The sequence below is a fragment of the Simplicispira sp. 125 genome, from assembly GCF_003096555.1.
GTDB lineage: Bacteria > Pseudomonadota > Gammaproteobacteria > Burkholderiales > Burkholderiaceae_C > Simplicispira.
The window spans coordinates 1,972,662-1,984,968 of the sequence record NZ_QEKM01000001.1; the positions used below are offsets into that span (position 1 = coordinate 1,972,662).

10 protein-coding genes are annotated in these 12,307 nt (G+C 65.2%); 5 read left to right on the plus strand and 5 right to left on the minus strand.

Translation table 11 applies throughout. From position 1 onward, the window contains the following. Nucleotides 1-33 precede the first annotated feature (33 nt). The gene (locus C8D04_RS09175; RefSeq protein WP_116004570.1) at nucleotides 34-1,602 is read right to left on the minus strand and encodes a methyl-accepting chemotaxis protein; all 1,569 of its coding nucleotides are present in this window, start codon (nucleotides 1,600-1,602) and stop codon (nucleotides 34-36) included. 137 nt (nucleotides 1,603-1,739) lie between these two features. On the opposite strand from C8D04_RS09175, the gene hpnD reads away from it, so the two are divergent. Then, on the plus strand, nucleotides 1,740-2,579 hold the full coding sequence (gene hpnD / locus C8D04_RS09180) for a presqualene diphosphate synthase HpnD (protein ID WP_116006111.1): 840 nt from the start codon (nucleotides 1,740-1,742) through the stop codon (nucleotides 2,577-2,579). 17 nt (nucleotides 2,580-2,596) lie between these two features. After that, nucleotides 2,597-3,916, plus strand: coding sequence for a hydroxysqualene dehydroxylase HpnE (hpnE, locus tag C8D04_RS09185; protein ID WP_116004571.1), 1,320 nt, complete (start codon nucleotides 2,597-2,599; stop codon nucleotides 3,914-3,916). 110 nt (nucleotides 3,917-4,026) lie between these two features. Here the strand turns inward: hpnE and C8D04_RS09190 are convergent, their stop codons facing one another. Further along, nucleotides 4,027-5,010: a quinone oxidoreductase gene (locus C8D04_RS09190; protein WP_116004572.1), complete on the minus strand. Its 984-nt coding sequence runs from the start codon at nucleotides 5,008-5,010 to the stop codon at nucleotides 4,027-4,029. 94 nt (nucleotides 5,011-5,104) lie between these two features. Here C8D04_RS09190 and C8D04_RS09195 point away from each other — a divergent pair, with 94 nt between their 5' ends. Next, the gene (locus tag C8D04_RS09195) at nucleotides 5,105-6,004 is read left to right on the plus strand and encodes a DMT family transporter (protein WP_116006112.1); all 900 of its coding nucleotides are present in this window, start codon (nucleotides 5,105-5,107) and stop codon (nucleotides 6,002-6,004) included. Here C8D04_RS09195 and C8D04_RS09200 read toward each other — a convergent pair. The 3 genes from C8D04_RS09200 to C8D04_RS09210 form a co-directional block, all read right to left on the minus strand. Further along, a complete protein-coding gene (locus C8D04_RS09200; RefSeq protein ID WP_116004573.1) occupies nucleotides 5,993-8,638 on the minus strand; it encodes an EAL domain-containing protein in 2,646 nt (881 codons plus the stop codon). The genes C8D04_RS09195 and C8D04_RS09200 overlap by 12 nt on opposite strands. Next, entirely contained in the window at nucleotides 8,638-9,666 is a 1,029-nt protein-coding gene (locus tag C8D04_RS09205) for a TRAP transporter substrate-binding protein (RefSeq protein WP_233521148.1), read from the minus strand. The genes C8D04_RS09200 and C8D04_RS09205 overlap by 1 nt, the downstream gene beginning before the upstream one ends. A gap of 182 nt (nucleotides 9,667-9,848) precedes the next feature. Then, the gene (locus tag C8D04_RS09210; RefSeq protein ID WP_116004575.1) at nucleotides 9,849-10,679 is read right to left on the minus strand and encodes an SDR family oxidoreductase; all 831 of its coding nucleotides are present in this window, start codon (nucleotides 10,677-10,679) and stop codon (nucleotides 9,849-9,851) included. Between the two features lie 72 nt (nucleotides 10,680-10,751). Here C8D04_RS09210 and C8D04_RS09215 point away from each other — a divergent pair, with 72 nt between their 5' ends. Beyond that, nucleotides 10,752-11,336: an SH3 domain-containing protein gene (locus C8D04_RS09215; protein ID WP_116004576.1), complete on the plus strand. Its 585-nt coding sequence runs from the start codon at nucleotides 10,752-10,754 to the stop codon at nucleotides 11,334-11,336. Between the two features lie 11 nt (nucleotides 11,337-11,347). Beyond that, nucleotides 11,348-12,304: a M48 family metalloprotease gene (locus C8D04_RS09220; RefSeq protein ID WP_233521149.1), complete on the plus strand. Its 957-nt coding sequence runs from the start codon at nucleotides 11,348-11,350 to the stop codon at nucleotides 12,302-12,304. The last annotated feature ends 3 nt before the right edge of the window (nucleotides 12,305-12,307 follow it).

Below are 12,307 nucleotides of genomic sequence, written 5' to 3' on the forward strand. Positions count from 1 at the left end.
CAAGTGTAGGGCCTGCAAGCGGCCCGATCGTGTTTACTGCAGCCTGAACGTGGCTGCCAACGCAGCCAGATGGCGTGCCTGCTCCTGCAGGGCGCTGGATGCCGCCGAAGTTTCCTCGACCAGCGCAGCGTTCTGTTGCGTCACGCCGTCCAGGTGCGCCACGGCCTGGTTGATCTGCCCCAAGCCCATCGCCTGCTCGCGGCTGGACGAGGCGATCTCGCCCACGATGTCGGCGACGCGCTGGATACCGGCCACGATTTCCTGCATGGTGGCCCCAGCCAGCGCAACTTGTTCGCTGCCCACGCCCACCTTGTCCACCGAATCGCTGATGAGGGTTTTGACCTCCTTGGCCGCTTCGGCGCTGCGCCCGGCCAAGCTGCGCACCTCGCTGGCCACCACGGCAAAGCCGCGGCCCTGCTCACCCGCGCGGGCGGCCTCAACGGCGGCATTGAGCGCCAGGATGTTGGTCTGGAAGGCAATGCCATCAATCACGGCGATGATGTCCACGATCTTGCGCGACGACGCATTGATGGCTTCCATGGTGTCCACCACTTGCGCCACCACCACCCCGCCCCGCTCGGCCACGCCGGTGGCAGTCGCCGCCAACTGGCTCGCCTGGGCCGCACTGTCGGCGTTTTGCTGCACGGTGCTCGACAGTTGTTCGGTAGCGGATGCCGTTTCTTCCAGCGCGCTGGCTTGCTGCTCGGTGCGCGCGGACAGGTCGTGCGTGCCCACGGCGACCTGGGTGGATGCTCCGGCAATCGTGTCGGCGCCGCTGTGCACCTGGGCAATCATGTGGTGCAGGTTGCTGCGCATGGTTTCCATCTGCGTGAGCATCAGGCCAATTTCGTCACTGCCCGAAGACTCGACCTTGACCGTGAGGTTGTTGGATGCAATGGCTGTGGCTGCGGCATTGACCTGGCGGAAACCCGAAACGAGGCGTCCCAGCAGCAGCAATGCCATGAGCGAGGCAGGCAACCCCAATACGAACGTGGCGAAGGCGAACACCATCAAACCGATTTCATAGCGGTGTTGTGCAGCCTTGAGGGCAGCATCGGCACGGGCCACCTGGAAATCACGGTATTGTTTGGTGGATTTGATGACGGTCTCGCCGTGCTCGCTCCCGGCCTTCAGGAATCGCGCCATCACTGCCGGCTGGAAATCGCCTGCCTGAATGGCCTTGGTGGCCTCGTCCAGCTCGGCCACCCAGGCCATGCGGCTGGCCCGAGTGGCATCAAACACCGTTTTTTCTTCAGGATCGGTGATGCTCGACTCGATGGTCTTGATGATCTGGCTGACGCGATCGCGGTTGGTCGCGATGGCATTCAGATGCATGGACAGCTCGTGGTTGTGGATGGATGCCAACGGGCTCTCGGGAGCATGCTGGAACGCCAGAAGCACCTGGAGGCGGTTTTGCACGGTCAGGTCCACCAAATCGGATGCCATCAGGGCCGGGATCATGGCGCGCTCATGCACGGTCTTGAGACTGTCGCGCGCAGATGACAATCCCCAGTAACTCACCGCAATCACGACTGCGCCCGAGAGCCAGAATGCGCTCAGAATAACGACATAGCGCAGCGTGATACGAAGGTTGTTTAGCATGCTTTCTTTCAATTTGTTACGCGCGAACCATCATAACGCCCGCACAAGCCATCTCATGCGCATCTGAGCACAATAGTCGGACACTGGCGGCAGTGCGCCGACATCGGTAGCCGCCCGCCATGGGACAATCGCGCCCCATGAATCCGGAACAGTACGTCCAGCAAAAGGCTGCCGCCTCAGGCAGCAGCTTCTATTACGCCTTCCTGTTCCTGCCCCGCCCCCGGCGTGCAGCCATCACAGCGTTCTATGCATTCTGCCGTGAAGTGGACGACGTGGTCGATGAAGTGACCGACCCCGGTGTGGCCCGCAACAAACTGGCCTGGTGGCAAGGTGAAGTGGCGCAAGCCTTCAAGGGCCAAGCCACGCACCCGGTGATGCAGGCACTGATGCCACACACCGCGCACTACGAGATCGAGCCGCGCCACCTGATGGCCATCATCGAAGGCTGCCAGATGGACCTGGAGCAGACCCGCTACCTCGACTATCCGGGCCTGCAGCGCTACTGCCACCTGGTCGCCGGTGTGGTGGGCGAGGTGGCGGCGCGTATTTTTGGCCAGACCGACCCCGCCACCACGCAGTACGCACACCGCCTGGGGCAAGCGTTGCAATTGACCAACATCCTGCGCGATGTGGGCGAAGATGCCATGCGCGGGCGCATCTACCTGCCGGTGAACGAGCTGCAGCAGTTTGGCGTGAAGGCGCACGAAATCCTCCAACGCGAATATTCCGAACGCTTTACAGCGCTGATGCGCTTTCAGGCCGCGCGCGCGCACGGGTTGTACGAAGAAGCCCTGGCGCTGCTGCCCGACACCGATCGTCGCACCCAAAAACCGGGCCTGATGATGGCCAGCATCTACCGCACCCTGCTGCGCGAGATCGAGCACGACAACTTCCAGGTGCTGCACCAGCGCATCAGCCTGACGCCGCTGCGCAAGTTCTGGCTGGCCTGGAAGATGCAGGCCCTGGGGCGCATGTAATTGGCACCACAACACGCATGAACGTTGCCATCATTGGCGCCGGCTGGGCCGGCCTGGCGGCGGCCATTGCCACCGTCCAGGCGGGCCACCAGACCACGGTATTCGAGGCCGCACGCACGGTGGGCGGACGGGCGCGCGCGCTCACCACACCCGGCGCAGACGGCACGCCCCTGGTGCTGGACAATGGCCAGCACATCCTGATCGGCGCCTACACCACCTCGCTGCGCCTGATGCGCCTGGTGGGCGTAGATATCGATGCTGCCTTGCTGCGCCTGCCCCTGGTGCTGCGTTTTCCCGACGGCAGCGGCTTGCAATTGCCCGACCTGGCCCCGCCCTGGGACGCCTTGCTGGGTATCGCCCGGGCACGCGGCTGGTCCTGGCGCGACCGGCTCGCCCTGCTGCGCACGGCCCATGGCTGGCAGCGCGCGGGCTTTGTCTGCGGCCCGCAAGATACGGTGGCCTCCCTGTGCGCCCACCTACCGCAACGCCTGCTCGACGGCTTCATCGACCCGCTGTGCGTGGCCGCGCTGAACACCCCCGCCCCCAGGGCCAGCGGCCAGGTGTTTTTGCGCGTGCTGCAAGACAGCCTGTTCAGCGGGCGCGGTGGCTCTCACCTGTTGCTTCCGCGCGTGGATCTGGGCACGCTGTTTCCCGGGGCCGCCACCACCTGGCTGACCGGCCAGGGTGCCATCGTGCGCACGGGCGAGCGCGTGCAGGCCCTCACGGCCCCGGCTCCCGGTCAGGGCTGGCTTGTGGACGGCATCCCTTTCGATGCCGTGGTACTCGCCACCTCCAGCACCGAAGCGGCACGCCTGGTCTCGCATAGCGCGCAGACGGCCCCTTATTCCATGACCGTGCCGCTGTGCGACTGGGCCGCCAGCGCTCAGGCATTGCAGTTCAGAGCGATCAGCACCGTATATGCCCAGGGCACACCGCACGCCCACGGCCGCCTGCTGCCCGAGCCCATGCTGGCTTTGCACAGCAGCGCAGAGCATCCAGCGCAGTTCGTCTTCGACCGGGGCCAGCTGGGGGGGCCGTCCGGTCTGCTGGCTTTTGTGGCCAGCGACAGCCAGGGCGAACGCGCACAGACAGAACAGCGGGTCTTGCAGCAAGCCCACGCACAGCTGCGCCTGCCGGGCCTGCAGGTGGTGCAGACCGTGGTGGAAAAACGCGCCACCTTTGCCTGCACCCCCGGCCTGCAGCGCCCGGGCGCCTGCATTGCGCCCGGCCTGCAGGCCTGCGGCGACTACATCGCAGGCCCTTACCCGGCCACACTGGAAGGCGCCGTGCGCAGCGGCTGGGAGGCCGCCCAAACACTGGCGGCGCCAGACACGTAGCCCGGCGATTCATACTATTTTTTTGATAGCTGCTACCGCTTACCCAGAAAGCGATAGAGCATCATTTCATCAAAATTTACAAGTGGACGCCCATGCGCCCAGACCACCACTCACAAAGTGAGAATGGTCGAGCCCGTGGTCTTGCGTGCCTCCAGGTCGCGGTGCGCCTGCTGCACCTGGGCAAGCGGGTAGCGCTGGTCGATGTGGATCTTCACCTGGCCGCTGGCCACCACGGCAAACAGCTCGTCCGCCATGGCCTGGGTGGATTCGCGCGTGGCGATATGGGTGAACAGGGTCTGGCGCGTGACATACAGCGAGCCCTTGGCGCCCAGCATGCCCGGTGCGAACGGCGCGACCGGGCCCGAGGCGTTACCAAAGCTGGCCATGAGGCCAAAGGGGCGCAGACATTCGAGCGACTTGTCCCAGGTGTCCTTGCCGACCGAGTCGTACACCACCTTCACGCCCTGGCCTGCGGTGATGTCCTTGACGCGCGCCGCAAAGTCTTCGGTGTGGTAATTGATGGCGTGCGCCGCCCCATTGGCCAGCGCCAACTGGCACTTGGCATCGGTGCCGGCGGTGGCGATGAGCTGCAGGCCCAAGGCGCGGGCCCACTGGCAGGCAATCAGGCCCACCCCACCGGCGGCCGCGTGGAACAGCACAAAGTCACCGGCTTGCAGGCCCTGGACGGGCAGCGTCTTCTTCAGCAGGTACTGCGCCGTGAGACCCTTGAGCATCATGGCAGCGCCGGTTTCGAAGCTGATCGCGTCCGGTAGCCTGCACACGCATTGGGCGGGCATCACGCGCACCTCGCAATAGCTGCCGGGCGGCTGGCTGGCGTAGGCGGCGCGGTCACCCACCTGCAGGTGGGTCACACCCGCGCCCACCGCCTCAACGACGCCTGCGGCCTCCATGCCCACCGTGGCAGGCATGGACAGCGGATACAGGCCCGTGCGGTGGTACACGTCGATGAAATTCAACCCCACGGCGTGGTGGCGGATGCGGATCTCGCCCGGGCCGGGCTCCCCCACGGTCACATCAACGATCTGGAGTTCTTCGGGGCCGCCATGTTGGCGGATCTGGACGGCGAGGCTCATAGAAAAGGGGCTCCTGCAAGGCAAACGCAAAGGTGGGCGCCATCGTGCCATGTTTCTGCAAGCCTTGCCCTGCGTGCGCCGTTACAGTCCCGGTATGACACACAAATTGACGCCCGGCACGGCGGCGCTGCTGGTGACTGCGCCTTTGCTGTGGGCCGGCAATGCCGTGGTGGGCCGCCTGGTGCACGACCTGGTTTCGCCGATCACACTCAACTTTTTGCGCTGGGCCCTGGCCTTTGCGTTGCTGCTGCCGCTGGCCCATGGCGTGCTGCGCCCGGACCACCCGGTGTGGGCGCACTGGCGGCGCTATGCCCTGTTGGGGCTGCTGGGTATTGGCCTGTACAACGCACTGCAGTACATGGCCTTGCAGACTTCGACGCCCATCAACGTCACCCTGGTGGGCTCCAGCATGCCGGTGTGGATGCTGGCGGTCGGCGCGGTGTTTTTTGGCGTTACCGTCACGCGCCGCCAACTGGCGGGCGCGGCCCTGTCCATGGCCGGCGTGCTGCTGGTGCTCAGCCGCGGCGAATGGAGCCAGCTGCTGGCACTGCGCCTGGTGCCGGGCGACCTGTTCATGCTGCTGGCCACCATTTCATGGTCGTTTTACAGCTGGCTATTGGTGCGCACCAGCGAGCCCGCCAGTCTGCGCAACGACTGGGCCGGTTTTTTAATGGCACAGCTGGTTTTTGGCCTGGGTTGGTCGGGCGCTTTTGCCAGCGCCGAGTGGGCGACCGGCCACACGCAAATCACCTGGGGCTGGCCGCTGGCGGCAGCACTGGCCTTTATTGCCATCGGCCCGGCCGTGGTGGCCTACCGCTGCTGGGGCGTGGGCGTACAACGCGCCGGGCCGGCAGTGGCCGGTTTCTTCTCCAACCTCACGCCGCTGTTTGCCGCATTGATGTCGGTGGCCTTTCTGGGCGAGACACCGCGCCTGTACCACGCAGCCGCCTTTGCGTTCATCGTGGGCGGTATCGTGGTCTCATCACGCCGCTGAGGCTTGTATCAGCGCGTTGAAAGCGTCCAGAGGCACAGGCCTGCCCAGCAGATAGCCCTGGTAGAGATCGCAGCCCTGCCGGGCCAGGAAGTCCTTCTGCTCCTGTGTTTCCACCCCTTCGGCGATCACTTCCAGGTCCAGGTTGCGTCCCATGCCGATGATGGTTTGCACGATGACGTCGTCGGTTTCCCGCGTACCCAGGTTGCGCACGAAAGACTGGTCGATCTTGAGCTGGTGCAGCGGCAAACGAGTCAGGTAGGCCAGCGACGAATACCCGGTACCAAAATCGTCCACCGAAAAACGCACGCCCTTGGTACGCAACAAGTGCATCTTTTCGATGGCGTCGTCCACGTTGTCCAGCACCAGTGATTCGGTCAGCTCCAGCGTCAGCAAGTGCGCCTTGGCCCCTGTTTCCTGCAGGGCATCGGCCACCTGGCGAACAAAATCAGGGTGTCTGAACTGGCGGGCACTCACGTTCACAGACAGCTGCAGGTGAGCGCATTGCGGCACATCCTGCCACACCGCCATCTGCGCGCAGGCCGTGCGCAACACCCACAGGCCAATGTGCAGGATCAGGTCGCTTTCCTCGGCCACGGCGATGAACTGCCCCGGCGGCACCATGCCGCGCTGCGGATGGTGCCAGCGCAGCAGCACTTCGGCACCCACAATGCGCCCGTCCAGCGTGAATTGAGGTTGGTAATGCACCGCAAACTGCCTTTTTTCGAGGGCGTCGTGCAAGTCGGCTTCCAGTTGCGCACGGTCGTTGATGGCCACCTGCATCCGGGGGTCGAAGAAACACAGGCCATTGCCGCGCCGTGCCTTGACCTGGTACATCGCGATATCGGCCTGCTTGAGCAGCTCCGTCGCCGTCTGCAGGGAGCCACCAAAAACCGTGGCGCCAATGCTGGCACGGCTCTGGTGTTCATGTCCTTGCAGCTGGTAGGGCTCGGACAGGCTGGCCAGAATTTTCTCGCCGATACGCTGGGCAAGCTGCGCGGCTTCTTCGGTGCGGATGGAAAGGTCGTTGAGCATCACCACAAACTCATCGCCACCCAGTCGGGCCACCGTGTCGGCCACGCGCACGCAGGCGCGCAGGCGCTGCGCCACCTGGATCAGAAGCTCGTCACCCACTTCATGGCCCATCGTGTCATTGAGCGCCTTGAACTGGTCCAGATCAAGAAACAGCAGCGCCCCCAGCTGGCCCGAGCGCTGCGCCAGCACCGACGCCTGGCCCAGGCGGTCAAGCAACAACCGCCGGTTGGGCAGGCCGGTCAGCGGATCGTAGAAGGCCAGGGTCTCGATTTCAGCCGTGGCACGGCGCAGATCGGTCACATCGTGGTAGGTGATGACCAACCCGCCCTCGGGGGTGGAACGCTCCAATATCTGAATATGGCGGCCATCGGGCGTGGTCTGCTCATGCCCCCCGGCAGCGCTACGCTGGCGTGCCAGGCGCTGCTCCACCCACTGCTGCTGCTTTGCCTCGTCGGCCTGCGGCAGATGGTATTTGACGGTTTTTTCCAGCACCTTTCGAAATGGCAACTGCGGCGCCATCACACCCGCCAGCCAAGGATAGATCTCGGCGAAACGCCGATTCCAGTGCACCACCCGGCCGCGCTGATCGAGCAGGACAAAACCGCTCACCATCGACTCCAGCGCCTGATCGAGCATGGTCTTGGAATGGGCCATCGCCTGCCGCGCCATGGTGACGCTGTGAAAGAAAGCGACGGCCGCACCTGCAGCCAGCAACACCATCAGGCAGAACACCGCCGTGACGACAGCAATGGCATTGCGCTCTGCGCGCCAGTCCTCCAGAGCAACCTCCTCGGGCAGGCTCGCGGAGAGGCGCAGGTTTTGGTAGAGCAGCGGGCGCGAAACCACCAGTGCAGGCACGCCGCTCAGCCGCGCAGGAGCGCCCCAGGTGGCGCTTTCAGCGGGTGTGTTCAAGGGCTGAATCGGCCGCAACAGCGCTTGCTCACCCCAGTCGGGAATAGACAACAGCACGCTGCCATTGCTGCGCTCAAGCACCACCTCCAGCCCGGCACTGTCGGCACCCTGCATCAGCACCTGTGCCATTTTGGCGACCGGCACCTGCGCCACCACCACCAGCCGATGGCCGTTGGCCAGGACACTGGGCCGGGCAAAGTACAGAACGACCTGTGTGCTGTTGAAGCTCACGGTGGGCGCACTGACCAGCAGGCTGGGCGCCGAGGGCGACAGTGCCGCCTGCAAAAAATCGGGCGGCAGCTGCACGGCATTGCGTGCACTTGCGGCGTCGGAGGACGCCAGCACACGGCCTTCGCGGTCCAGCAGCGCCGTATGACTGACCAGCAGGTTACCCCGCGTCACCGTGTCCAGCAGCTTGCCGGATACGCTGGTATCGACCCAGTCCACCATCGAGGCCGACAGGCCGAGCAGGTCGTCCGAACCCGACAGCAAAAGATCAATCGTGAGAAAGCTGTTGTTGAGGGCGGCCTCCGCACCCGACACGAAGCGCGTGACCTGTTCCACACGGTTTTCCAATGCCGTCTGCCGGGTCGTCCAGGCCAGCATGCCTGCCGTGAACAGCAATCCCACCAGAAAAAGCGAAGCCAGCGCCCAAACCGTGATTTTGATCCGCGAGGAAGTCCACGCCATCAGGGCACTTTCGGCAAGGTCAGCCCGCGTGCGGCGCCGATGGTCTGATTCCAGAGGTCGGCGCATTGCGGGCCGCAGCGCTGGAGCCAACGGGGCAGCACGGTGGTCTTGAAAATTTCCTGGCGCCGCGCCTCATCCTGGGCCGAGGGCACCACCACCTGCATGCGCCCCTTGCGGCCCACAGTGCACCCGGATGCCCCGCTGTTGCAGGCCAGACCCTGGGCGGTATCGCGTTCGGACTCCGCCCAGATGGAGGATTCCAGCCGGGGCAGCTCTTGGCGCAGCAAGGCGCGCAAATCTGCAGGCAGGGCATCCCAAGCGGCCTTGTTGGCGCCGAACAGGGCCAAGCCCCAGGTCAGTGGCATGGCGTAGAGATGGCTGGTCACCGCATGCAGGCCCATGGTGTTGCCCGACATGGTGCCCGTAATGGCGCAATCAACACTGCCTGACTCGACGCCCGGCACGATGCGCGCAAACGCCATGTGCACCGGCGCGGCGCCCAGGGCTTCGACAAAATCAGCCTGCCCGGCCGACGACACGCGCACCCGCCGACCCGCCAGATCCACCAGCGCAGCCACGGGCTTGCGGCAGAAAACGACCTGCGCGGGATAGACATACATGGCGAGCAATTCCACGCCGTGCGTCTCGCGCAGTTTCTTTGTCAGCACGGGGCGAAAAGCCGCGACGCTGGCCTTGAGGCTGGCCATGTCCGGGTTCAGCCCCGCCAAATCAGGCGCTGTGTATTCCGGGGCCACGGCCGTGAGGGCGCTGAGCAGCACAGTGCCAAACGGCACTACGCCGCGCTGCAAAAACGACAGCATTTCATCGCCCGGCACACCCGCACGGTCAAACGGCACGATCTCGGCACTGAAGCGCCCCCGGCTGAGTTTGGCCAGCTCGCGGTTCCAAAAAGGCTCCTCCCAATGGGTGTACTGGTTAATGCTGGCCAACCCGCCCACGACACGAAGGTGGCGCACGGCATTGCCTTCCTGGGCCTGCGCAGGCGCACAACCCAAGGCCAGAGCCATGCACGCACACACCACCGCCCAGGCGCGCGCAAGCAACCTGGTTCGGAGAGAACGCGGTGAACAGTGCATGGCGATACAAAAACCCCCTCGGCAATAGATTGATCTGATTGTGTGCGACGACTGGCGGGTCGCGCCACTCCCTACAAAAACCAAACCCAGGGTTTACCCTTGGAAAATCATGCTCAGAACGCTCCAGGGTAGGCGCCCCCGTCGGCCAGCAGGTTTTGTCCAGTGACATACCCGGCATGCACGCTGCACAGAAAAGCGCAGAGTGCGCCGAACTCCCGGGCTGAGCCAAAGCGCCCCGCCGGAATGCTGGCCTGGTGCGCCGAGCGCACCTCTTCCAGCGTGCGCCCGCTGCGCGCCGCAGCACCGCCCAGGGTGGCGGTCAGGCGATCGGTATCGAACTTGCCGGGCAACAGGTTGTTGATGGTGACCCCCCGGGCGGCAATGCTGCTGCGAGCCACCCCGGCCACAAAACCCGTAAGGCCGCTGCGCGCACCATTAGACAGGCCCAGAATGTCGATGGGCGCCTTCACCGCGCTGGACGTGATGTTCACGATGCGGCCAAAACCGCGCTCGGCCATGCCATCGACCGTGGCACGGATCAGCTCGATGGGCGTCAGCATATTGGCGTCCACGGCCTTGATCCAGGCTTCGCGGTCCCAATCGCGAAAATCGCCGGGCGGCGGCCCGCCGGCATTGGTGACCACGATGTCGAAACCATGTCCTGGCCCGCCGGGCACGCTGAACACCGCCGCCCGCCCCTCGGGGGTCGTGATGTCCGCAGCCACCGTCAGCACCTGGGGTTTAATGCCTTTTTGGCCGTTAACGCTTTCCCACTGTGCGCCAATAGCTCTCAAATCAATAGCAGAAGATTGCAGCGCCTCGGGCTGGCGTGCATTGATGACCACGTGCGCCCCTTCCGCGGCCAGCGCCTGGGCACAGCCCAGCCCCAAACCCTTGCTCGCGCCGCATACCAGCGCCCATTTGCCCGCCAAGCCCAAATCCATAACAATCCCCGTCTACTCGCTGCAGCACAACGTCAGCGCGATCCCATCATAAATAAATATATGGAGAAGCCCATGAACTCCTGGTTGCACCACGGCAGCCTGGCTGCCGCCCTGGCGCTGGCGCTACTGGCTGCGCCCGCGCTGGCCCAGCAAGACGCCGCCATCCTCAAACGCGCCACGGATCTGCGCGAAGGCCCCGCACCAACCTCCGCCAGCCTGGGCGCCTTGGCGGCCGACAGCAGCGTTGCGCGCACTGGCGAACGCAAAGGTTCATGGGTAAAAGTGCGCACCCCACAGGGCGCAGCCGGGTGGGTGCACATGTTCGACCTGGGCGCGCAAGCGGGCGCAGCCCCCGCCAGTGGCGGCGCCACCAGCGGCCTGCGCAGCCTGGGCGGCCTGTTTGGCGGCAGCGGCAGCACCACGACGGCCACCTCCACCGTGGGCATCCGCGGTCTGGGTGCCGAGGACATTGCCAACGCCCAGCCCAACGCGGCGGCTGTGAAGGACGCCGAGAAATTGCGCGTCAGCTCCGAGCAGGCCCAGCGCTTTGCCAGCGCTTCGGCCTTGCGCGCGCAGCGGGTCGAACCCCTGCCAGAGCCGCCCCGCCCTGCTGCGGGCGGCAGCCAGTTCACGCCGGACAACATGAGCCCCAATTGAAGAGAGACACCATGCGTATCAAAACCCTGTTCTCTCGCACCGGCCTCGCGGCGGCTGCCACCTGCCTGGCCCTGGCAGCGGCCCCTGTCCATGCCCAAGGCATGATGAACCTGCTCAATTCGCTGGGTGGCTCCGGCAGCTCGGGCTCCGGTGCTGCGGGTCTGCTGGGCGCTGTGATCGGCACCCCGGCGGGCAACAGCGGCCAGGGCGACGACCTCATCAGCCTGCTCTCGGGCTCGGTGGACAACATCGACGAACCCCGCGAAATCGAAATCGGCCGCCAGCTCGCCGCCGTCCTGCTGGGCAGCAAGCCCCTGCACCCCGACATGCAGCTGCAGCGCTATGTGAACCAGCTCGGCCGCTGGATCAGCCTGCAGTCCGAACGGCCCCATCTGCCCTGGACCTTCGTCGTGCTCAACGACAACGGCTACAACGCCTTTGCCGCCCCTGGCGGCTATGTGTTCGTGACCAAGGGGCTGATCGACCGCTGCGCCGACGAGGCCGAGCTGGCCGGCATCCTGGCGCACGAGATCACCCACGTGACGGCCAAGCACCACCTGCACGCCATGCGCAAGTCGGCCCAGTCAGGGCTGCTGACGCAACTGGTGGCCTCGCAAATCAAGACCAACGCCGTGGGCAACCTGGTGGCCTCACAGCTGCTGGCACTGGGCCGCAACCTGTATTCCCGCGGCCTGGACCAGACCGATGAGTTCGACTCGGACCGCAATGGCGTCGCCCTGGCGGCCCGTGCCGGGTTCGACCCCTTCGGCCTGGTAGCGGTGCTGCAGCAGTTGCGCACGGCCACGCCGGACAACCCCATGTTCACCCTGGCCCTGTCCACCCACCCCCCAGCACAGACGCGCCTGGACCAGCTGGAACAAGCCATGGGCCAGCGGCTCGATGGCTTTGCGGGCGCCCCGACGGTCACGGTGGCACAGCGCCTGGGCGGCGGTACACGCAAAAAGTAAGCC